Raw genomic sequence first — 22,563 nt, 5'->3', positions numbered from 1 at the left:
AATGAGGCACGCAATGAGCAAACTCGAAGGTGAACTGGGCATCCTGGCCCGCCGGCGTATCGAAGCCGAGATCATCAAGCCGATCTACGAAATCCTCGTGCGCGAGCAGGGCAAGGCCTTTGCCGCCGCGGTGATTGGCGAGGCGGTGGGCAATGCCGCGATCCAGGCCGGCAAGCATTTTGCTGCCCAGGAAGAGCAGGGCGCCGACCTCAAGAGCTTCGTTGAGCTGCAAGTGCTGTGGGAAAAAGACGACGCGCTGAAAGTCGAGATCATCGCCAGCGACGCCGAGCATTACGACTACGACGTCAAGCGTTGCCGCTACGCCGAGATGTACCACGAGATGGGCCTGGGCGAGATCGGCCACCTGTTGTCGTGCAACCGCGACGAACTGTTTATCGTCGGCTACAACCCCAATATTGAATTGACGCGCACCCAGACCATCATGGGCGGCGCGCCAAGCTGTGACTTCCGCTACCACGCCAAGCCCCGGGAGCCGCGCTCGTGAGCGCCCTGGCGCGGGTCAACGGCGAGCGTCTGTGGGACTCGCTGATGGAAATGGCGCAGATCGGCGGCACGCCCAAGGGCGGCGTGTCGCGCCTGGCCCTGACCGACGAAGACCGGCGCGGGCGTGACCTGTTCGTGGCCTGGTGCACGGCGGCCGGGTGCAGCATCCGCGTGGACGCCATGGGCAACATCTTCGCCCGCCGCGCCGGCCGCCATGACCACCTGGCCCCGGTGCTGACCGGCTCCCACGGTGACTCGCAGCCAGCGGGCGGCAAGTTCGATGGCATCTACGGCGTACTCGCCGGCCTGGAAGTGCTGCGCACCTTGAACGACCTGGGCATCGAGACCGACCGGCCGATCGAGGTGGTCAACTGGACCAACGAAGAAGGCTCGCGTTTTGCCCCGGCGATGATTTCCTCGGGGGTGTATGCCGGGGTGTTCGACCTGGAATACGGCTTGTCCCGCGAAGACAAGGCCGGCGTGACCATTGGCCAGGCGCTGCAACAGATCGGCTACGCCGGCCCGCATCCGGTGGGTGGCCAGGCGGTGCATGCGGCGTATGAGCTGCATATCGAACAGGGTCCGATCCTTGAGGCCCAGGACCTGACCATCGGCGTCGTCACCGGCGCCCAGGGCCAGCGCTGGTATGAAGTCGAGCTTTGCGGGCGCAGCGCCCATGCCGGCACCACGCCCATGGATCACCGCCTGGATGCACTGCTGGGCTTTGCCCGGGTGGTGGAGGCGGTCAACCAGATCGGCCTGGCCCAAGGCGCCGAAGGGCGGGCGACGGTGGGCATGGCCAATATCTTCCCCAACTCGCGCAATGTGGTGCCGGGGCGGGTGTTTTTCAGCGTCGAGTTCCGCCATCCCGATGAAGCGGTGCTGGCCGTGCAGGACCAGCAACTGCACGAAGCGGTGGCACGGATCGCCGAGGGCATTGGCTTGCAGGCCAGCGTCAAGCAGATCTTCCAGTACGCGCCGATTGCCTTCGACAAAGACTGCGTGGACGTGGTGCAGGCTGCGGCGCAGGCCCTGGGTTATAGCCATCGGCGCATGATTTCCGGGGCAGGGCATGATGCCTGCTACCTGAACCAGATCGCGCCGACGGCGATGATCTTTGTGCCGTGCGTGGATGGCTTGAGCCATAACGAGGCGGAAGAAATCCACCCGCACTGGTCCACAGCGGGGGCGGATGTGTTGTTGCAGGCGATTCTGGCTTCGTCGCGTGAGTGATGGGTGGGAGCGGGCTTGCCCGCGAAAGCGGTAGTTCAGTCACCACCTGTAATCGGCACAAACAGCTGGCTCATCACCTGCAACAAGTGATCATCCGCGCCAGCCGCGCCTATCACTTGCAACCCCACCGGCATGCCCCTCACGTGCCCCACCGGCAGGCTGATCGCGGGGAGGCCGGTGAGGTTCCAGGCACTGGTATGGCTGAGCACGGCGGCGCGTACGTCAATCTCCTGTTCGCCCACCCGCACTTCGCGCGCATTCACCTCGGTGGCGGTAATCGGCACGCTGGGCGACACCAGCAAGTCATAGTGTTCGAACAAACGCGCCATCGCCGCTTGGTACTGCGCTTGGCTTGCCTGTGCGCGAATGTATTGCCAGCCTTTGACGTCCCTCGACACCTCGAGGCGCTCGCGTACCTCCTGGTCAAACTTGTGCGGCGCATCCTGCATGCGCTCGGCATGTACCGCAAAGGCCTCGGCACGTTGCAGGGTCAGCAGGGTGTCCTTCATGCCCGGCGCCATTTTTTGCAGCGCGTCGGTGTGCTCAAGCGTGTCGCCAAACAGCTGCTGCGCCGCCTGATACACCTGCTGATTCACGTCGGCATCCACCGGGCCGAAGCTGCCACAGGTGAGCCAGCCAACCCGCAGCGGCTGCGCAGTGGCCGCAGGCGCACACGGGCGGGCGGCGAGCACCTCGAACAGCAGGCGCGCATCTTCGACGTGATTGGCGATGGGGCCGACATGGTCGAGGCTTGAGGCCAGCGGGAACACGCCGTCCACCGGCACGCAGGCAAACGAAGGCTTGAAGCCGACCGCGCCGCACAAGGCCGAAGGGATGCGGATCGAGCCGCCGGTGTCCGTCCCCAGCGCCAGCGGTACCATGCCGCTGGCTACCGCCGCCGCACTGCCTGCGCTGGAGCCGCCCGTGATGCAACGGGCATCCCACGGGTTGCGTGCGGCGCCCTGCAACGAGCGATCGCCGGTCGGGCCATAGGCGAATTCGTGGGTCAAAGTCTTGCCGACAATCACCGCCCCGGCCTCGCGCACACGTTGCACGCACAGCGCATCGTGCTCCGGCAGGCAACCGTCGAAATGCGCGGAGCCGTAGGTGGTGATGTAGTCAAACGTGTCGATGTTGTCTTTGACCGCTACCGGTATGCCGTGCAGCGGGCCCAGGTCCAGGCCCTGGGCCAACAGCGCGTCGGCCTTGCGCGCTTGGGCCAGGGCGACGCAGGCATCGACTTGCACGAACGCATTCAATAGCGGATTCAAACGCTCGATGCTGTCCAGGGCCGCTTGCGTCAACTCGACACTGGTCACGCTGCCGGCACGCAGGCGCGCGGCCAGCGTGACGATCGACAGGCCAAAGAAATATCCAGCGTGGGCAGGCTTCACCAGGCTCATGTAAACAACTCCATCAAACAGCGGCGGGTATAGAGGGTGCGGCGACCTGGCGGCCACCTGGGCGCACCATCAGCATGGCGCTCATGCCCAGCGCCGTGGCCACTGCGGCAGCCACGAACATCGACGAGTAGCCGTAACGAACGGTCAGGTAGCCGGTGAGCATCGGGGCGATGAACGACGCGGTGTTGGCAATAAAGTGCGTCATGCCGCTGTAGGCACCCACCCGATTGGACGGCGCAGTGTCGATCACCACGGCCCAGTACACGGAGTTGGGCAGGGCGTTGAGCGCGTTGGCCAGCGTCATCAGGGCTATCACGCCCCACACGGTCTGGGCCTGGGACACCATGATGAAGCACAAGGTGGTCAGCAGCAGGCAGGTTGCTGCCAGCCAACTGCGGGCGACTTTCAGGTTGCCGGTGCGGCGCAGCAGCAGGTCCGATATTTTGCCGCCCAGCAGTACGGTGAAGCAGGCGCCGGTCCACGGGATCATGCCCATGTACCACAGCGACGACAGGTTGTAGTGGAACTCATCCTGCAGGTACTTGGGGGTCCAGGTCAGCAGCAGGAAGGTCACGTACACAAACGAGAAGTAACCGACGGCGTTGAGCAACAGGTCCTTGTTCTTGAAGAAGTGCCAGACCGGCGCAACGCTGGTGGTGGGGGTCGATGCGTTAGCGGCTTCGGCGCGCTCTTTACGCAAAAAGTCGAGTTCGGCCTTGGACACGCGCGGGTTTTCATCCGGGGTGTTGGTGAAGCGGGTCATGAAATAGATCAGCAGCGCCAGGCTGGCCACGCCCAGCACCACGAACATGCTGCGCCAGCTGCCGGTCAGGGTTTGCAGGCCCACGGCCACTGGTGCGGTCAGCAGTGCACCCAGTGGGGTGCTCAGCAGGCCCACCGACACCACAAAACCGCGCTCCTTGGGCGTGGCCCAGTTGGCCACGCTCTTGTTGATCACGGAGTACGCCGGACCTTCGGCAAACCCGAACATCACACGGATGGTGGCGAAGCCGGCCATGGCCGAGCCACCGAGGAACGCCAGTCCGAAATCGCCGGCAAATGCCGTGGCAATCTCGAAGATCGACCACGTGGCACCGGCGATCAGCCAGATGCGCCTGGCACCAAAACGGTCGGCCAGAATGCCGCCGACCAGTGCCCCCAGGATGTAGCCGTAACCGAAGTAACCCAGCACGTTGCCCCAGTCGGCCTTGTCGAAACCGTACTCGGGAAGAATGCTCGCCGAGGCATAGGCAATCGCGCCTCGGTCGATGTAGTTGAGCAATGCCATCAGCATGATCAGGAAGAAAATCTGGTAGCGGAAAGACGGGATAGCGGGGCTATTCATAGGGATCTGACTCTTCAAAATGATGGCAGAAGTCAAAAAGTCGGCCGCGTCCGGCGTATTTTTATTGTTTGCCCAAACGTTTGGGTTGGCGAAATGTAAGGCGCGGAAAATTTTTAGTCAAACGTTTGGGTAAAGATTTATCTGCGGCTGCGACACGCCCGTTCGGGTAGACTCTGCGCGCTAAATATCAGACAGTCGGAAGCCCCACCACCATGCCGAGCCCCTCTCGCCCAGCCACCTTGAAGTCCATGGCGACTGCACTTGGCGTGCATGTTTCCACGGTGTCCCGGGTACTCAATGGCGACCCGGCCGGGGTCGAGCGAGCGGCGTCGGCCGAAGTGGTGGCGCGCATTCGTGCATTGGCCAAAGAACTCGATTACCGGCCAAACACCCAGGCATCGAGCCTGAAGCTGCGCAAAAGCCAGGAAATCTGTGTGCTCATGCCAAGGCTCACTGACCTGGTGATGGCGACCATTTATGACAGCATCGACAGTGCCGCCGAACAGGCCGGCTACCTGACGTTCGTTTCCAATACCGACGACCAGCAACCTCGGCAGATGGCACGGGCCGAGCACGCCCTGCGCCGCTCGGTGGCGGGACTGATCGTCGGCGACTCCCATGTGGGCGAAAGCCAGCCGCTGCTCGACCTGTTGACGCGCAAGCACATCCCCTACGTGCTGGTCAGCCGGCAGATTGCCGGGCATCTGGCGGCGTGCAGCGACGATGAACGGGGTGGTTGGTTGGCGGCGGAGCACTTGTACCAGTTGGGCTGTCGCGATGTGGCGATCCTGGCGGGTGAACGGCATGCCTCCACCGGTGCGGATCGCACCCGTGGGTTTACCCGTTACTACCGTGAGCAGGGCATCATCCTGCGCCCGGAGTGGACGCTCAATGGTCCTTTTGACAGCCTCACCGGGCACCGCCAGGGCGAATACCTGTTGGGGCTCAACCCACGGCCCCAGGCGTTTTTCGCGGTCAATGACTTCCTGGCCATCGGCCTGATGGGCGCCGCACGGGACAAGGGCCTGATGCCGGGCAAGGACATTGCGGTGGTGGGCTTCAACGACATACCGCTGGCCAATGAGTTGATGGTCCCCCTGACCAGCGTGCGCCTGCCGCTGGCAGAGATGGGCCGCCATGCGGTTGAGCTGTTGCTCAAACGCATCGAGGGCGAGGCTGTCGAGTCGATCATGGTGGCGCCGCAACTGCAGGTGCGGGCGAGTTCGTCTTTGTTGCGCTGACTGAGGGCGGGTCAGTGGCGGTCGAACATGTGGGAGCTGGCTTGCCCGCGATCGCGGCATAGGTATCTACACGACTCTCGTCTGGGGTTGTGTACATATCCGTTGCTGCGGTAATGGCCACTTAGGGTTCCGCCCTTACGGCGGGTCACTTTCGAAAAGCGCGAAAGTAACCAAAGCGCTTTTGCCCCACCACTCGGTGCCTCGCCTAGGCTCGGCATGCCCGCAGTCAGGCATTGCTCCGTGGGCCCGCCGCGATCGGCCATCCATGGCCGTGTCGCGGCTACCCCGGCATCCATGCCGGGGTGCCCACTGCGCAATACCTGCCTGCGGCCATCGTGGTTTAACGGGGCGCCTAAGATCAAAAGCCAGATCAAAAGCAGAGCAACAGCAGAACCAGAGCGCGAAGCTGCATTCCCCTGTAGGAGCTGGCTTGCCTGCGATGACGCCCGAAAGAACACATCAGAGTATCTGGTATTCATTCGTCATCGTTAACGACCATCGCGGGCAAGCCCGCTCCTACAAGGGTACGCGTACGCCTTGACGATCAGGTCGGCTGTCAGGCCGCCTCGCTTTGTTTGTGATTTTGATCTTAGGCGCCCCGTTAAACCACGCTGGCCGTCATCCGATATTGATTTGGGGGGTAAACCGGCAGGACGCCGGTTTAGCCGCGCTGGGCCATGGATGGCCCATCGCGGCGGCCCCCCAAATCAATGTCGGATGACGGGCACACCGAGCCTGGGCGAGGTGCCGAGTGGTGGGGCAGGAGCCCTTTTGGTTACTTTTGGCTGGGCCGGCACTCCGGGCTCTTTTCCAAAAGTGACCCGCCGTAAGGGCGGAACCAATAGCCGCCGTGACCGCAGCAACGGATATGTACACAACCCCAGACGAGAGTCGTGTAGATACCTATGCCGCAATTGCGGGGTGTCAGTCACGGGATTTATCGCCTGACACACCGCTATCGCGGGCAAGCCCGCTCCCACAGGGCCGGGTCAATCCAGTCAGCGAAAAAACTCCCCCGGCGTCGTATCAAACTGCTGGCGAAACGCTGCGATAAACGCCGAAACCGACTCATAGCCACAGCCCAGCGCTACATCCGTCACCCGTTCCCCGCGTTCCAGGTCGGGCAGGGCGCCGAGCAGTCGCAGCCGCTGGCGCCAGGCGCGGTAGGTCAGGCCGGTATCGCTCAAGAACAACCGGCTCAAGGTTTTTTCACTGACCCCCAGTTTCTGGCTCCACTGCCCCAGCGTGGTCGCCTGTTCCGGGTGCAGGCGCAAGCTGCGGTAGATCTGCCGCAGACGGCTGTCCACCGGCAGCGGCAGCATCAGGTCGACCTGGGGCGCGGCGGCCAATTGGTCGAGCAGCACCTGGGCCAGGCGCCCATCCGGGCCATCTTCGGCATATTCCACCGGCAGTTCGCTGAAACGGCGGATCAACTCGCGCAACAGGTCGCTAACCGCCAGTACCTGGCAGTGTCCCGGCGCCCAAGTCGTTACGCTGCAGTCCAGGTACAGGCTACGCATTTCGGTGTGTGGCGAACTGAACACCCGATGAGGCATTCCCGCCGGGATCCATACCGCCCGTTGCGGCGGCGCGACGAAGCGTCCGGCGCTGGTCTGGATCTCCAGCACCCCGCAAATCGCATACGACAACTGCACCCATGGATGGCTATGGCGGCGGGTCAGGGCGCGGTTGGGCAGGGATTCGGTGCGGCCATACACCGGGCGCGGCAGGCTGGCGAGCCCGGGGATGCTGCGGCGAACAGCCTTTTCATGTCCTTTAGGCGGCATTTACTGGCTCATTGGCGTTAGTCGGTAACCGGTTGTTACGTTAGAGTCGCCACGACGCCCTGGCAACCCCTGGAAGAACAGCTGATGAAACGCCCACGGTTTTTACCCGACAACTTCACCCTGATCCTGATTGCCACGGTGGCCCTTGCCTCCTTGCTCCCCGTCAGCGGCCAGGCCGCCGTGGCCTTTGGCTGGGTGACCAACCTGGCCATCGCGCTCTTGTTTTTCCTGCATGGCGCCAAGCTGTCGCGCCAGGCCATCGTCGCCGGTGCCGGGCACTGGCGCTTGCACCTGCTGGTGTTCAGCCTGACCTTCGTGCTGTTCCCGCTGCTGGGCCTGGCGCTCAAGCCGCTGCTGTCGCCGATGATCGGCAAAGACCTGTACATGGGCATGCTCTACCTGTGCGCGTTGCCGGCCACGGTGCAGTCGGCGATTGCCTTTACCTCCCTGGCGCGGGGCAATATCCCGGCGGCGATTTGCAGCGCGGCGGCGTCCAGCCTGTTCGGCATCTTCCTCACGCCGTTGCTGGTGACCTTGTTGCTCAATGTGCATGGTGACGGCGGCTCGACTGTGGATGCGATCCTCAAGATCAGCGTGCAGTTGCTGCTGCCGTTCATTGCCGGGCAGATCGCCCGGCGCTGGATTGGCGCGTGGGTGGGGCGCAATAAAAACTGGCTGAAATTCGTCGATCAGGGGTCGATCCTGCTGGTGGTCTATGGCGCCTTCAGTGAGGCCGTCAACGAAGGCATCTGGCACCAGATCCCCCTGTGGGAGTTGGGCGGCCTGGTGGTGGCCTGTTGCATCCTGCTGGCGCTGGTGCTGGTGGCTTCCGCGCTCTTGGGCAAGGCGTTCGGCTTCAACCAGGAAGATCGCATTACCATCCTGTTCTGCGGCTCGAAGAAAAGCCTGGCCACCGGCGTGCCCATGGCCCAGGTGTTGTTCGCCGGCAGCACCATGGGCGTGTTGATCCTGCCGTTGATGTTGTTCCACCAGATCCAGTTGATGGTCTGCGCGGTACTGGCCCAGCGCTATGCCAAGCGCCCGGAGTCGATTCCCGAGATCATGGCGCAGGTCGATCCCTGAACCATCGTGTTACTATTTTTGCGCGCCGCTCCAGGGCAGGCATCGGGCCGTCAGGATCGGCGCGCAACCGAGTAAAACGACCTGTCGATGAGTACTTCCACCGCAACCCCCGCCGCCAATTGGCAACCGGTCATCGCCCTGGCGCTGGCCGCCTTTGTGTTCAACACCACCGAATTTGTCCCGGTCGGCCTGCTCAGTGCCATCGGCGCCAGCTTCGACATGCCAATCGCCCAGGTCGGCCTGATGCTCACCATCTACGCCTGGGTGGTGTCATTGACCTCGCTGCCGGTGATGTTGCTGACCCGTAACGTCGAGCGGCGCAAGTTGCTGATTGTGTTGTTCGCCATGTTTATCGCCAGCCATATCCTCTCCAGCGTGGCCAACAGTTTTGGCCTGTTGATGGTCAGTCGTATCGGCATTGCCTTGTCCCACGCGCTGTTCTGGTCGATCACTGCCTCCCTGGCGGTACGGCTGGCGCCGCCGGGCAAGCAGGTGCAGGCGCTGGGCTTGCTGGCCACTGGCACTTCGCTGGCGATGGTCTTGGGCATTCCCCTCGGGCGCCTGCTGGGTGAAGCCATGGGCTGGCGCACCACGTTTATCGTGATCGCCGGGTTTGCCGCCGCACTGGTGTTCTGGCTGGCGCGCACCTTGCCGTTGTTGCCGAGCCAGAACTCCGGCTCGCTGCGCAGCCTGCCGATGCTGTTCAAGCGCCCGGCGCTGGTGGCGCTGTATGTGTTGACGGCCATGGTGGTCACCGCCCAGTTCACGGCCTACAGCTATATCGAACCTTTTGTCGAACGCGTCGCGGGCCTGGGTGGCAATGCGGTAACCCTGGTGCTGCTGGTGTTTGGCGGGGCGGGGATCATCGGTTCGTTGCTGTTCAGCCTGTTGCACCGTTTCAGTCCCTATCGCTTTTTGCTGGTGGCCGTGTCGGTGCTGGCGCTGTGCCTGGGGCTGCTGTTGCCCCTGAGTGGTGACGTGTCGTACCTGGTGGTGCTGAGCGTGTTCTGGGGCATGGCGATCATGGCCTTTGGCTTGGCATTGCAATCCAAGGTCCTGGTCCTGGCACCGGACGCAACGGATGTGGCGATGGCGATGTTTTCCGGGATCTACAACATCGGCATCGGCGGCGGCGCGCTGCTGGGCAGTTGGGTCGGCGGGCACTTTGGCTTCGCCTGGATTGGCGCGGCGGGGGGCTTGCTGGCGGTGGCGGCGCTGGGGTTGTATTGCCTGTCGATTTATCGGTTTGGCCAGGGTTAAGTCGCAAACCTCCCGTTATAAACCGCTTTGTGCGGGTGCGTAAGCTGTCAGATCTGACAGTTGTCTAATCGGTCTTCCAGGCTTTTACTCCTTCTCAGACGCAGCGCCCAGCCGGTGGTTAGGCGCTGAACTTGAAGGCGCAAACTTCCAGGGACGGACTGATCATGCAGACCCTATCCAAATACGTGATTCTCGGCGGCGCATTGCTTTTGGGCTATGGCGCCACAGCGACGGCGGCGACCTTTGTCGATCTGGGCAATGCGGCGGGCAAGCAATGTGTCGCAGTCTCGGTCAATGACAGCGGCCAGATCGTGGGCAGTTGCAGCACCGCGACCCCCAGCGCCAATGACAACCCCTGGTATGCGGCCTCTAGCGCGGGGCCCCAGCAAGTGTTGCCGCCGCTGGTGGCCAACCAACCCTGCTCAGTGGGGAGCATTGGCAATAGCGGGGTGATGGTGGGGCGTTGTACGGATGCGAGCAATTTCAATTTTGCTGTGACCTGGAGCGCCGCTGCACCGGCGGCGGCCCCGATCAAGCTCACCCCCCTTCCGGCGACTTTGTTGTTTCCCTTGTTGCGTCCCGCCGATGTCCATACATATGCGACCGCCCAGAACCAGCAAGGAGCGGTGCTCGGCTTGAGTCTCAGTGGCAGTGGCAAATCTACCGTTGTGTTGTATCGGCCAGGCATGACAGCGCCCGAGCGCATCTCTGACTGGGACAGCATGTGTCTCGGTACGGTGGTGAACAATACCCTGATCAGCGGATACCCCAGCATCCTGATGAACTGCCCGGTCAACGGCAAGATTGTGGCAAGGGTTGTCCGGCGCTCAGGGGGTGGCTATACCACCACTGACTTGCCTGTGCCAGCCGGGGCAAGTTACTGCATAGCGGTGGATATGAACGATCAGAACCAGGCGGTGGGCAGTTGCCTATACCCCCACTCTGCCACCAACAGCAGCAAAACCGCATTCTGGCCCACCCCCACCAGCGCACCGTTGCTGCTCACATTGCCGTTGAATGCCATGAACTCGGGGGTTGCGGTGAACAATGCCGGGCATGTGCTGGCGCGAGGCACTGCGCCTTCGGGCTTTACCACGGATTTCTACTGGGCGGACACCAGCTCCAGCTTCGGCGTGCAGCCCATCCCGTTTTTGCCGGGCAGCGTCAGTACCAAGGCGTTTGGCCTGACTGAAAATGGCACGGTCGCGATGGACTGCACCGACAGCGCCGAGTACGCCACCGCCTGCACCTGGGATCCGGACAATGGAACCCAGGCCATTGCCCCCATTGGCGGTGGGCACCAGAGCATGCTCAACAGCATTTCGTTTAGTGGCACCTTCATTGCGGGCGCGTCCACTGACACGTCGCAAGACGTCAGTGCCGTGGTGGCGCCCTTGCCCTGAGAGGTTGGACGTCCCCCTGTAGCGTTGGATCCAGGATTGAGGAGGTGGGTATGAAAAGGACAGAAGCATTGCTGGCAGCGGGGATGATCCTTCAGTTACTGGCGGGTGCACCGAGTTACGCAGGGGGGCTTAAATCCGGGGTGCACTTCCCACCAGAGCAACTGCATCAAATGAGCTTTTTGCCGATCTTGCCATTTGATCTCACAGCCGATGCGTTTACGCCCCCCAGTCCGGTCATCAAGGCCCCGGATGTAAGCCCGATAGGCGGCAACCAATCCAATGCGCCCAGTTGGTTTGTGTGCACAAGCAAAGGCATCAAGCTGGTGCGGGACGGCTCGATAGTGAAAACCCATTATTGTGATTGAGTAGACGGTACCCAGACTTTTAATCCCTGGAGCGGTCGATGGGGGGGTGTTGGATCTACGGTTGAGGAGGTGTGTATGAAAAGGACGACGGCATTGCTGGCAATAGGGACAACCCTTGTGTTTTTAGTGTCTGCACCGACTTATGCGGGGGGGCATAAAGATGAGGTGTACTACCCTGGTGGAGGTCCCATCATTGATGCGACACACCAGATCGTCACGCGAGTCTTTGGTATTATCCAGTCATTTATTCCATCCGCCCCAGTCATCAAGGCCCCGACTGTAAGCCCGATCGGCGTCAACCAATCCAATGCGCCCAATTCGTTTGTGTGCACAAGCAAAGGCATCAAGCTGGTGCGGGATGGCTCGATAGTGAAAACCCATTACTGTGATTGAAGCGCCGGCATGCCGCTGCAGGCACCGGCATGCCGGCCCCACAGCGGCCTAGCTCAGAACTGCGGCGTGTACTTCACACTGAACATTACATTGCGCGGGTCACCGTAGAAGTTGTTGCCATTCAACTGGTTGTACCCGGAGGCGTAATAGGTCTTGTCAAACAGGTTGTTGGCATTGACCGCCAACCCCACTTCCGGCGTCAGTTGATACGCCACCCGCGCATTCCACACGGTGTAGCCCGCCACGTCGTAGTTGTACTCATACCCCAGGGTATGGCTCTGGGTGGTAAAGCCCAACCCGGTGCTGACCTTGCTCCAGTCGCCACTGAACTGGTAGTCGCCCCACACCCGCAACATATGCTTGGGTGTCCACTGGCTGAATACCCGGCCCTTGTTATCCCGGTCCTCAAGGTATTTGGTGGTGTTGTAGGTATAGCCGGCAAACAGTTGCAGGCCGCTCAACACTTCACCGCTGATCTCGGCTTCCAGGCCCTGGCTGCGCACTTTGCCCGAGCCTGTGGCGCAGTAGGTGCCGCCGCAGATTTCACCCAGGGAGTAGTCGGTGATCGCACGGTTTTCCTGGTCGTAGCGGAACAGCGCCAGGGAGGTATTGACCCGCCCGTCGAGCAATTCGCCCTTGAGGCCGACTTCGTAGTTGCTGCCAATCACCGGCTTGACCACCGCCCCGCTGAGGTCGCGCTGGGTCTGGGGCTCGAACACGTCGGTGTAGCTGGCATACACCGCCCACTCGCGGCTCAGGTCGTAGACGATCCCGGCGTAGGGCGTGACTTCGCCGGTTTCGTTGGTGGTGCTGGGCTTGTTGACGGTGGTGGCGTGGGTCACCGCCGTGATGCCCGAGGAGGTATAGCTGTAGTCATACCAACTGACACGGGCGCCGAGTACCAGGGTCAACGGGTCGATGGGCTTGACGCGCCAGCTGCCATACAGGCCTTTTTGGCGGATGTCGTATTTGCTCGGTGTTGCACGGCCGCCGGGGGTGTTCATCAGACCCTCGTAGCTGATTTCGGGGCGGTGGTTATCGATGTCGAAGATGTTGTCGGTGCTTTGGTTAAAGGTCCGGGCAATGACGTCGTTGGTGGTGTATTTGGAATAGTTGCCGCCCAGGGTGATTTCCTGGGCCATCGACAGCGCCTCGAAACGCCCGGTGAGGTGGCTGTCCAGGCCGATCTTGGTGCCGTCGAAATCGGTGTACCAATCGGCATAGGTCAACCCGCTGCCGTCGGCGTTAATGCCTTCGCCGGTACTCTGCACGCGTTGGTGGGTGGAGGTGTTTTCTTCGCGCATGCGCACCGCGCCGAGCTTGAACTTCCAGTCATCGTTGAAGCGGTGTTCCAGGTCGGCATACAGGGTGGTGACGTCGATCTGCGAGTGGTTCCAGCGCGAGCCGCTGAAGGTGGAGCGGGGCAGGTCAATCGGCTTGCCCGTGCTGTAGCGCGGCAGGCCCCGCAGCATCGGCCGGGACTCGGCATTGGTGCGGCTGACGGCCAGGCCCAGGGTGGTGTCTTCCTGTAGGTCGAAGTCCAGGGCGCCGTACAGCGAGTGGGTCTTGCTCCATTCATAGTCGATGAACGAATCGCTCTGGTCTTCATCCGCCACCATCCGCCCACGGATCGTGCCGCTCTGGTTCAGCGGGCCGCCGGCGTCCAGTTGCAGGCCGTAGTGGTCCCAACTGCCGGCCTTGGCGGTAAGGGCCACGGTGGGGGCCGTCTGCCCGCGCTTGCGCACCAGGTTGATTGCGCCACCGGGGCTGCCGGTGCCCTGCAGCAGGCCGGAGGCGCCGCGCAGTACTTCCAGGCGGTCGAAGAAAATCATGTCCTGGGTGGCCCAGTTGCCCAGGGCATAGGTATTGCGCGGGATCGGCACGCCGTCGTACTGCCAGTCATCGATCTGGAAGCCGCGGGAGGTGATGATCATGCCTTTGCCCACGCCTTGCACGCCCACCAGGCCGGTGGTGTGGTTGACGGCGTCCTTGAGGTCGACCAGGTCCTGGTCGTCCATTTGCTTGCGGGTCATCACCGTGATCGACTGGGGGATTTCCTTGAGGGTGTGGGTGCCCTTGCCGATCGTCACCGCCCGTGCGGCGTAGGAACCGCTGCCTTCGGTGGTGGTGGGGTCGATGCTGCGCTCGACAATCGAGGTCACGCCCAATTGCAGCGCGCTGCCCGTGTCGGTGGCAGGCTCGACGCTGAAATTACCTTGCTCGGTGATACGCAACTGCAAGCCGCTGCCCGACAACGCACGGTCCATAGCCTGTTCGGCCGGCATCTGGCCGATCACCGCCTGGGCCTGTTTACCCTGCACCAACACCGGGTCCAGGGACACAATGCGCCCGCTCTGGCTGGCAATGGCGTTCAGCGTGTGTGCCAGCGGGCCGGCTGGCAGGTTGAAAGACAGGCTTTGCGCCTGTACCAAGGCAGGGCTCGCCAGGGTTGCCAGGGCAACGGCGACAGAAAGGGCGTGGGGCCAAGGGTTGAGCACAGCATTCTCCTGAAGGTGTGGACGTGTCAGGAGATAGGTGGGCCGAGAATTGAAAACCGGACACAAATAAGAGTGATTTGCATAAAAAAGTCTGGCACGGGTTATTTGGTGCCAATCACGGTCAGCCACGGGCTGTAGTGATCCACCCGGATCGGCAGGGTTTCGGCCAGGGCCGCGAAGGCGCGGCGGGGGTCGTTGAGGGGGAATACGCCTTGCACGCGCAAGTTGCGCACCTGCGGGTCGACGCGTACAAATCCCCGGCTGTACGGGCGCAGGGCGTTGACCACCTGCTCCAGGGAATCGTCCAGCACGCTGAGGTGGCCGGCGAGCCAGTCGGCCCGGTAGCCCTGGTTACCGGCCAACGCTTCGATGCGCTCGGCATGCAGCATCACCGATTGGCCTTGCAGCACCGTGTGCTGGATGCCGTTGTGCAGCGTCGCCTGGACCGAATGCTCCAGCACCACCACCCGCGTGGCGTCTGGCTCCTGGGACACGAGGAAGCGCGTGCCCAACGCTTGCACACTGCCCTGGGCGCTGCGCACACGCAGTGGCCGCTGGGGGTCGGCCGCCACCTGAATCACCAGTTCACCGTGGCGCAGGATGATCAAGCGCTGGTGCTGATCGAACTGCACATCCACCGCGCTCTGTGCATTGAGGCTCAGGCGGCTGCCATCGGCCAGGGTGAAGGTCTGGCGTTGGCCGCGCCCGGTGTGCAGGTCGGCCAGCAGGTCGTCGCCCAGCGGGCTGCGCGCTGCCAACCACAGGCCGCCACCCAGCAGGCCCAGGCCGCCGATGGCGCGCAGTATGTCCCGGCGCGAACCTTGGGGCTGCAACAGCACTTGCCGCGCTTCGCCGGGCAGGCGTTTGTCGAGGGTGCGCAGGGTGTTCCACGAGCCGCCCAGGCGTTCCTGCAAACGGGACCAGGCTTGGACGTGGGCCGGGTCGAGGGCCAGCCAGGCATTGAAGCGCTCCTGCAACCGCGCATCCGGTGTGCCGGCGCGCAGGCGCACCATCCAGTCGATGGCCTGCTCGCTGACCGGGTCCAGCCGGGCCTTGCTCACGGGGCCAGCTCGGCCAGGTAGCACTGGCGCAGGGCCTGTTTCATATAGCGGCTGACGGTGCGCTCGGACAACTGCAACTTGCGCGCAATCGCCACGTAGCTCATGCCGTCCAACTGGCTATAAAGGAACGTGGCCTTGACGATCAGCGGCAAGCCATCGAGGGCGCGGTCAATGGCGACCAGGGCCTGGATCAGTTGCAGTTGGTCTTCAGGGGAGGGCGCCAAGGCTTCGGGGGTGGCGGCCAGGCGTTCCAGGTAGGCGGTTTCCAGGCGACTGCGCCGGTAGCGATCAAAGATCAGCCGGCGGGCAATGGTCGAGAGATAAGCCCGGGGTTGCTCGATGCTGTCGGGGTCGACCCGGGCGGCGAGCATCTGGCAGAAGGTATCGGCGGCGGTGTCTTCGGCATCGGCATGGTTACGCACGCGATGCTGGATATGTTGCAGCAGCCAACGGTGATGGTCATTGAAAAAGAAGCCCAGCTTGCGGATTGGAGGTGACTGCACGGGTCGACTTTCTCAAGGGTGGTATTGTGAATCGTTCTCAATACTACCTTTTGTGCGAGGGGGGGTGCAATAACCGGTAGTTGCAGGAGCAACCTCGCGCCTACATAAAACGGCATTCCAGCGTTATAGGACCGGTTGTACGCAGCCATCCTGCGCCTGGTCTTGCGAGGCATTGACCAAAATAGTGTGCTCGCTCCAGAGCCCCAGCGTTCAAAGACGCAGATCCCGCAAACACCGACAAACCCTGTAGGAGTTGTCGAGCTTTAGCGAGGCTGCGATAGCGGCGGTTCAGCCAACATCAATACCAGCAATCCCGCCGCCATCGCAGCCTCGCTGGGGCTCGACAGCTCCTACATTGTTTGTGCCCGCTCCAGAGCCCCAGCGTTCAAAGACGCAGATCCCGCAAACACCGACAAACCCTGTAGGAGTTGTCGAGCTTTAGCGAGGCTACGATAGCGGTGGTTCAGCCAACATCAATGCCAGCAATCCCGCCGCCATCGCAGCCTCGCTGGGGCTCGACAGCTCCTACATTGTTTGTGCCCGCTCCAGAGCCCCAGCGTTCACAAACGCAGATCCCGCAAACACCAATAAACCCTGTAGGAGTTGTCGAGCTTTAGCGAGGCTACGATAGCGGTGGTTCAGCCAACATCAATACCAGCAATCCCGCCGCCATCGCAGCCTCGCTGGGGCTCGACAGCTCCTACATTGTTTGTGCCCGCTCCAGAGCCCCGGCGTTCAGAGACGCAGATCCCGCAAACACCAATAAACCCTGGTAGGAGTTGTCGAGCTTTAGCGAGGCTACGATAGCGGCGGTTCAGCCAACATCAATGCCAGCAATCCCGCCGCCATCGCAGCCTCGCTGGGGCTCGACAGCTCCTACATTGTTTGTGCCCGCTCCAGAGCCCCGGCGTTCAGAGACGCAGATCCCGCAAACACCAATAAACCCTGGTAGGAGTTGTCGAGCTTTAGCGAGGCTGCGATAGCGGTGGTTCAGCCAACATCAATGCCAGCAATCCCGCCGCCATCGCAGCCTCGCTGGGGCTCGACAGCTCCTACAATGTTTGTGCCCGCTCCAGAGCCCCAGTGTTCAAAGACGCAGATCCCGCAAACACCGACAAACCCTGTAGGAGTTGTCGAGCTTTAGCGAGGCTACGATAGCGGTGGTTCAGCCAACATCAATGCCAGCAGTACCGCCGTCATCGCAGCCTCGCTGGGGCTCGACAGCTCCTACATTGTTTTGGGGCGGCTTTAATATTGTGCTCGCGCCAGAGCCCCGGCGTTCAAAGACGCAGGTCCCGCAAACACCGACAGCTCCTACCTCGATTTTCATTGTTTGGGGGATTGCATTTGAGATGCAGTAGACGCGTGCAACAGGGAATTCAGACCCCTGAATCTCCAAGGTGGGAGCTGTAGGCACTGGCAACATTGATATCCGCCCTCGCAACGATCCGGGCAATGTTTTTGATCGCTCCCACAGGACGTGGGAGCGATCCGTCAATCAAGACGCTATCAGGCGATAGCATCCCAGGCGCGGTCGCCTTTTTCGTCCTTGATGCGGGTCGGCAGGCCCATTACGTCCAGCGCCTTGAGGAACGGCTCGGCTGGCAGTTCTTCAACGTTGGCCATGCGTTGCACGTCCCACTCGCCACGGGCGACCAGCAGCGCAGCGGCTACCGGTGGAACGCCTGCGGTGTAGGAGATGCCCTGGCTGTCGGTCTCGGCATAGGCTTCTTCGTGGCAGGCCACGTTGTAGATGAACAGCTCGCGTGGCTGGCCATCCTTGGTGCCCTTGACCAGGTCGCCGATGCAGGTCTTGCCGGTGTAGCCCGGTGCCAGGGAAGACGGGTCAGGCAGCACGGCCTTGACCAGTTTCAATGGCACCACTTGCAAGCCTTCGGCGGTGGTGACCGGTTTCTCGGAGAGCAGGCCGAGGTTGTTCAGCACGGTGAACACATTGATGTAGTGTTCGCCGAAGCTCATCCAGAACCGCACGTTGGGCACGTCGAGGTTTTTCGACAACGAGTGCACTTCATCGTGGCCGGTCAGGTACAGGTTCTGTGAACCCACTACCGGCAGGTCGTCGGTACGTTTTACTTCGAACATGGTGTTGCTGGTCCACTGGCTGTCCTGCCAGCTCCACACCTGTCCGGTGAATTCGCGGAAGTTGATTTCCGGGTCGAAATTGGTGGCGAAATATTTGCCGTGGCTGCCGGCATTGACGTCGAGAATGTCGATCGAATCAATGCGGTCAAAATGCTGTTGTTGCGCCAGCGCCGCATAGGCGTTGACCACACCTGGGTCAAAACCCACACCGAGGATCGCAGTGATGTTCTTCTGCTTGCATTCCTCCAGGTGGTTCCACTCGTAGTTGCCGTACCACGGCGGGGTCTCGCAGACCTTGCCCGGCTCTTCGTGGATGGCGGTGTCGAGGTAAGCCACGCCCGTGTCGATGCAGGCACGCAGTACCGACATGTTGAGGAAGGCGGAGCCGACGTTGATGACGATCTGCGATTGGGTTTCGCGGATCAGTGCCTTGGTCGCTTCCACGTCCAGGGCGTCCAGTGCAAAGGCCTGGATCTGGGCGGGTACCTTGAGGCTACCCTTGGCCTTGACGCTGTCGATGATGGCCTGGCATTTGGAGATGTTGCGCGACGCGATAGCAATACGACCGAGTTCGTCGTTGTGCTGCGCGCACTTGTGGGCCACCACCTTGGCGACACCTCCTGCACCAATGATAAGAACGTTCTTTTTCAATTGCTTTATCTCTCCTTTATCTGTCCGCTTTACGAAAGGCTGGACAGGTAGTCGTCGTAACCAAATTCACGAACCACTTCGACTGTACCGTCGAGTTGTTTCACTACGATGGACGGCATTTTCAGGCCGTTGAACCAGTTTTTCTTGACCATGGTGTAGCCTGCCGTGTCGATGAACGACAGTCGATCGCCGATGGCCAGCGGCTGATCAAATTGGTATTCGCCGAAGATGTCCCCGGCCAGGCACGACTTGCCGCACACCATGTAGGTGTGTTCGCCGGTGCTCGGCGCCAGCTTGGCGTTGAGGCGATAGATCAGCAGGTCCAGCAAATGGGCTTCGATGGAGCTGTCGACCACGGCGAGGTTTTTGCCGTTGTACAGGGTGTCGAGCACGGTCACTTCCAGGGAGGCGCTGTTGGTGATCGCCGCTTCGCCGGGTTCCAGGTACACCTGCACGTCGTACTTTTGCGAGAACGCCTTGAGGCGCTGGCAGAACGCGTCGATGGCGTAGCCTTCACCGGTAAAGTGGATGCCGCCGCCGAGGCTGACCCAGTTGACCTTGTGCAGCAGCGAGCCGAAGCGTTCTTCGATGGTGCCGAGCATCTTGTCGAACAGCTCGAAATCACCGTTCTCACAGTTGTTGTGGAACATGAAGCCGGAGATTTGCTCGATCACGCCTTCGATCTTCACCGGGTCCCACTCGCCCAGGCGGCTGAACGGGCGCGCCGGGTCGGCCAACAGGTAGTCGGAGCTGCTCACTTGCGGGTTGACGCGCAGGCCGCGAGTCTTGCCTTCGCTGCGCTCGGCAAAGCGCTGCAGTTGGCTGATGGAGTTGAAGATGATCTTGTCGCAGTTGTCGAGCATCTCCTCGATTTCATCGTCGGCCCAGGCCACGCTGTAGGCGTGGGCCTCGCCTTCGAACTTCTGGCGACCGAGCTTGAGCTCATACAGCGACGAGGACGTGGTGCCGTCCATGTATTCCTGCATCAGGTCGAACACCGACCAGGTGGCAAAGCACTTGAGCGCCAGCAGCGCCTTGGCGCCGGACTGTTCGCGCACGTAGGCGATCTTCTGCATGTTGACCAGAAGCTTCTGTTTGTCGATGAGGTAATACGGGGTTTTGATCATTTTTCAGAGCCTGCGGCGGAGCCTGCCAAAAAAGGACAGGCATTGTGCCCGCACTTGCTCAGGATCGAAAGGTTAGTCAGCGGAATTTGCAGGCTTTGGTCTGCGCGATACTCAGGTATTGGTCTTTAACTTGGTCCACAACCGTGTGGCCAGGCGGGCGATGGCCGGTGGCAGGTCTTCGACGGTGAACAGGCTGTCCAGCACAGCCCCGGAGGGGTAGATCGCCGGATCTTGCTTGACCTCGGGATCTACGAACGGATCCGCCGCACGGTTGGGGTTGGCGTAGTGAATATGGTTGCTGATGTTGGCAATCACTTTGGGCTCCAACAGGTAGTTCATGTAGGCATAGGCATTCGCCTCATGGGGCGCGGCCTTGGGCATCACCACCATGTCGAGCCACAGGGTGGAGCCTTCCTTGGGGATCGAGTAGCCAATCTCGATGCCGTTCTTCGCCTCCCTGGCACTCGCTGCCGCCTGCACCACGTCGCCGTTGAAGCCGATGACCGCGCAGATATTACCGTTGGCCAGGTCGCTGATGTACTTGGAGGCATGGAAGTACTGCACGTAGGGCCGGATCTTCAGCAGCGCCTGCTCGGCCTTTTTGTAGTCCTCGGGGGCGTGGCTGTGGTGCGGCAGGCCCAGGTAGTTGAGGGTGATCGGCAGCACCTGCGTCGGGTTGTCGATAATCGCCACGCCACACGCGCTGAGCTTCCTGATGTTGTCTTCAGCAAAGAACAGGCTCCAGGAGCGGGTGACGTCGGTGGTGCCGAAGATCGCCTTGATCTTTGCGACGTTGTAGCCGATTCCCGCCGAACCCCACATATAGGGAAAGCCGTACTGATTGCCGGGGTCGTTGACTTCGAGCTTTTTCAGCAGCGCCGGATCGAGGTTGTGCCAGTTGGGCAGGCGGCTCTGGTCCAGCTTCTGGATGGCCCCGGCCTTGATCAGGCGCGAGAGGAAGTGGTTGGACGGGCTGACCACGTCATACCCGGTGTTGCCGGTCATCAGCTTGGACTCCAGGACCTCGTTGCTGTCATGGATGTCGTAGGTGGCCTGGATGCCGGTTGCCTGGGTGAAGGCGGGCAGGGTGTCGTCGGCGATGTAGCCGTTCCAGTTGGAGATGTTGACGGTTTCACCCGCCAGCGCGGCGGATGAACACAGCGCGAGCAAGGTGGCCATGGAGCGTTTGTGAATAAGCATGATCAAGCACCTGTGTGACGGTTTGTTGTTCTTGTGTGATCAGATTTCGCTGCGCGCCCGTACCGCTTCCACGCGCATGCGCAGCAGGGCCCCGAGGTCGAACAGCGGGCGCGGCGGTAGCCAGCCGGGCTGGGCGCGCTGGATGACCGATTGCAGCAGCGGCGAGGTGTGCCCCGAGGCCCACTCCGCCAGCAGGCGCCCCCACAGGCTGCCCCGGGCCACGCCGGCACCGTTGCAGCCTGCGACCGCAAACAGGCCATCGCGCACCTTGGCGAAGTACGGCTGCCCGGAGCGCGTGGCGCTCAAATGGCCAGTCCAGGAGTAGTGGATGTCTTGCTCGTCCAGCCACGGAAAGCGCCGTTGCAAACCCTGTACATGGTGCCGGCGGCGCTGCAGCAGTTCGCGGTTGGACAGGTCGCGGGTGCGGTATTCGGCGGTGTTGCGGATCATCACCCGGCGATCCGGAGTCAGGCGCACCGTAGCCCCCAGCGGGCGGGTGGAGAGCACGCCCCAGGGGTCGACCGTGCCCATCTGGCGGTATTCTTCGTCGGTGAGCGGGCGGGTCAGGCTGGCACTGAGCTCCATGGGGAAGCTGGCGCTGTGGTCCAGGCCAACCCGGGGAATAAAGGCGTTCAGGCACACCAGCACCTGGCGGGCCTCGACGCTGCCATTGACGGCGTTGGCGCGGATGGCGCCATGGGCCATGGGCTCCAGGCCCGTCACGGGGCTGTTCTCAAAGAGCGTTACGTTGGCGGGCAAGGCCTGCAGCAGGCCGGTGACGTACTTGGCCGGTTGCAGCAAGGCGTTGCCGTTGCCGCACCAGATCGCGGCCTGGTAATGGGCGGTGCCGAACGTGTGGCGCAGGGCTTCGCCTTGCACGAAATGGGCAGCGGCACCCGCCGCGTGCAAGGTCTCCAGCCTGGCTTCGACCTGCTCCAGTTTGTCGCGGTCGTGGACGGCAAAGTAATAGCCGCTGTCGCGAAAGTCGCAGTCGATGTGATGGGTGGCGACGCGCTTTCGCACTTCCTGGGTGGCGGCCTGGGAAATAGTGCAGTCCACCTCATATCCGGCGAACCCGCCACGCCCCATCAACTCGTCGGGGCCGGGATACTCATGGGCCACCACAAATCCTGAATTGCGTGCCGAGGCGCCCTGGGCCGCCCGTTGTCGATCCAGCAGCACAATGCGCGCCTGCGGATGCAGTTGCGCCAGGCTATGGGCGGCACACAAGCCGGTGATGCCGGCGCCGATCACCAGCCAGTCGGCTTGGTGCGTGCCACTTAAGGGCGCACGGGCGGGCAGGCTTTGGGTTTGGGCAATCCAGCCACAGCTATTTTCCACAGGGCACCTCGGTTGAATGCATCACCGGCATGGGTGAGTCGCGCAGGATTTATTGTCAGCTG

18 protein-coding genes are annotated in these 22,563 nt (G+C 62.0%); 8 read left to right on the top strand and 10 right to left on the bottom strand.

Going from position 1 to position 22,563, the window contains the following annotated elements; genetic code table 11:
• Positions 1-13: 13 nt before the first annotated feature.
• Both ACSSVH_RS15595 and ACSSVH_RS15590 read left to right on the top strand, forming a co-directional pair.
• Positions 14-505, top strand: coding sequence for an L-2-amino-thiazoline-4-carboxylic acid hydrolase (locus ACSSVH_RS15595; protein WP_057438692.1), 492 nt, complete (start codon positions 14-16; stop codon positions 503-505).
• Entirely contained in the window at positions 502-1,737 is a 1,236-nt protein-coding gene (locus ACSSVH_RS15590) for a Zn-dependent hydrolase (protein WP_492633428.1), read from the top strand. Before ACSSVH_RS15595 ends, ACSSVH_RS15590 begins: the two co-directional genes overlap by 4 nt.
• Before the next feature lie 35 nt (positions 1,738-1,772).
• Here ACSSVH_RS15590 and ACSSVH_RS15585 read toward each other — a convergent pair whose 3' ends face one another.
• Both ACSSVH_RS15585 and ACSSVH_RS15580 read right to left on the bottom strand, forming a co-directional pair.
• Positions 1,773-3,140: an amidase gene (locus tag ACSSVH_RS15585; protein ID WP_492633427.1), complete on the bottom strand. Its 1,368-nt coding sequence runs from the start codon at positions 3,138-3,140 to the stop codon at positions 1,773-1,775.
• A gap of 13 nt (positions 3,141-3,153) precedes the next feature.
• Positions 3,154-4,485: an MFS transporter gene (locus ACSSVH_RS15580; RefSeq protein ID WP_169957254.1), complete on the bottom strand. Its 1,332-nt coding sequence runs from the start codon at positions 4,483-4,485 to the stop codon at positions 3,154-3,156.
• 212 nt (positions 4,486-4,697) lie between these two features.
• On the opposite strand from ACSSVH_RS15580, the gene ACSSVH_RS15575 reads away from it, so the two are divergent.
• Positions 4,698-5,726, top strand: a complete 1,029-nt coding sequence (locus ACSSVH_RS15575; protein ID WP_492633426.1) for a LacI family DNA-binding transcriptional regulator — start codon at positions 4,698-4,700, stop codon at positions 5,724-5,726.
• A gap of 998 nt (positions 5,727-6,724) precedes the next feature.
• Here ACSSVH_RS15575 and ACSSVH_RS15570 read toward each other — a convergent pair.
• Positions 6,725-7,513, bottom strand: a complete 789-nt coding sequence (locus tag ACSSVH_RS15570) for an AraC family transcriptional regulator (protein WP_169957360.1) — start codon at positions 7,511-7,513, stop codon at positions 6,725-6,727.
• Between the two features lie 84 nt (positions 7,514-7,597).
• On the opposite strand from ACSSVH_RS15570, the gene ACSSVH_RS15565 reads away from it, so the two are divergent.
• From ACSSVH_RS15565 to ACSSVH_RS15545, 5 genes are all read left to right on the top strand, one after another.
• Positions 7,598-8,596 (top strand): bile acid:sodium symporter family protein, encoded by a 999-nt coding sequence (locus ACSSVH_RS15565; RefSeq protein WP_170058672.1) that lies wholly within the window; start codon positions 7,598-7,600, stop codon positions 8,594-8,596.
• 87 nt (positions 8,597-8,683) lie between these two features.
• The gene (locus ACSSVH_RS15560) at positions 8,684-9,856 is read left to right on the top strand and encodes a sugar transporter (RefSeq protein WP_172311817.1); all 1,173 of its coding nucleotides are present in this window, start codon (positions 8,684-8,686) and stop codon (positions 9,854-9,856) included.
• Positions 9,857-10,020: 164 nt separating this feature from the next.
• Positions 10,021-11,259: a hypothetical protein gene (locus tag ACSSVH_RS15555; RefSeq protein WP_492633425.1), complete on the top strand. Its 1,239-nt coding sequence runs from the start codon at positions 10,021-10,023 to the stop codon at positions 11,257-11,259.
• A gap of 50 nt (positions 11,260-11,309) precedes the next feature.
• Positions 11,310-11,624, top strand: a complete 315-nt coding sequence (locus ACSSVH_RS15550) for a hypothetical protein (protein WP_492633424.1) — start codon at positions 11,310-11,312, stop codon at positions 11,622-11,624.
• A 75-nt stretch (positions 11,625-11,699) separates the two neighbouring features.
• Positions 11,700-12,017 carry a hypothetical protein gene (locus ACSSVH_RS15545; protein ID WP_170041019.1) on the top strand — a complete coding sequence of 106 codons (318 nt, stop codon included), beginning with the start codon at positions 11,700-11,702 and terminating at the stop codon, positions 12,015-12,017.
• 53 nt (positions 12,018-12,070) lie between these two features.
• Here the strand turns inward: ACSSVH_RS15545 and ACSSVH_RS15540 are convergent, their stop codons facing one another.
• From ACSSVH_RS15540 to ACSSVH_RS15510, 7 genes are all read right to left on the bottom strand, one after another.
• Entirely contained in the window at positions 12,071-14,515 is a 2,445-nt protein-coding gene (locus ACSSVH_RS15540; RefSeq protein ID WP_492633423.1) for a TonB-dependent siderophore receptor, read from the bottom strand.
• A gap of 101 nt (positions 14,516-14,616) precedes the next feature.
• Positions 14,617-15,576, bottom strand: a complete 960-nt coding sequence (locus ACSSVH_RS15535) for a FecR domain-containing protein (protein WP_492633422.1) — start codon at positions 15,574-15,576, stop codon at positions 14,617-14,619.
• Positions 15,573-16,079 carry a sigma-70 family RNA polymerase sigma factor gene (locus ACSSVH_RS15530; RefSeq protein WP_104912118.1) on the bottom strand — a complete coding sequence of 169 codons (507 nt, stop codon included), beginning with the start codon at positions 16,077-16,079 and terminating at the stop codon, positions 15,573-15,575. The genes ACSSVH_RS15535 and ACSSVH_RS15530 overlap by 4 nt, the downstream gene beginning before the upstream one ends.
• 1,509 nt (positions 16,080-17,588) lie before the next feature.
• Positions 17,589-18,833 carry a saccharopine dehydrogenase family protein gene (locus ACSSVH_RS15525; protein WP_169957090.1) on the bottom strand — a complete coding sequence of 415 codons (1,245 nt, stop codon included), beginning with the start codon at positions 18,831-18,833 and terminating at the stop codon, positions 17,589-17,591.
• 29 nt (positions 18,834-18,862) lie between these two features.
• A complete protein-coding gene (locus tag ACSSVH_RS15520; protein WP_172311807.1) occupies positions 18,863-19,960 on the bottom strand; it encodes a carboxynorspermidine decarboxylase in 1,098 nt (365 codons plus the stop codon).
• Between the two features lie 111 nt (positions 19,961-20,071).
• On the bottom strand, positions 20,072-21,160 hold the full coding sequence (locus ACSSVH_RS15515; protein ID WP_172311805.1) for a polyamine ABC transporter substrate-binding protein: 1,089 nt from the start codon (positions 21,158-21,160) through the stop codon (positions 20,072-20,074).
• 39 nt (positions 21,161-21,199) lie between these two features.
• The gene (locus ACSSVH_RS15510) at positions 21,200-22,501 is read right to left on the bottom strand and encodes an FAD-dependent oxidoreductase (RefSeq protein ID WP_172311803.1); all 1,302 of its coding nucleotides are present in this window, start codon (positions 22,499-22,501) and stop codon (positions 21,200-21,202) included.
• Positions 22,502-22,563: the final 62 nt, after the last annotated feature.

The sequence above is a fragment of the Pseudomonas sp. HC1(2025) genome, from assembly GCF_058742075.1.
This window is presented reverse-complemented; position numbering and strand designations above follow the sequence as displayed.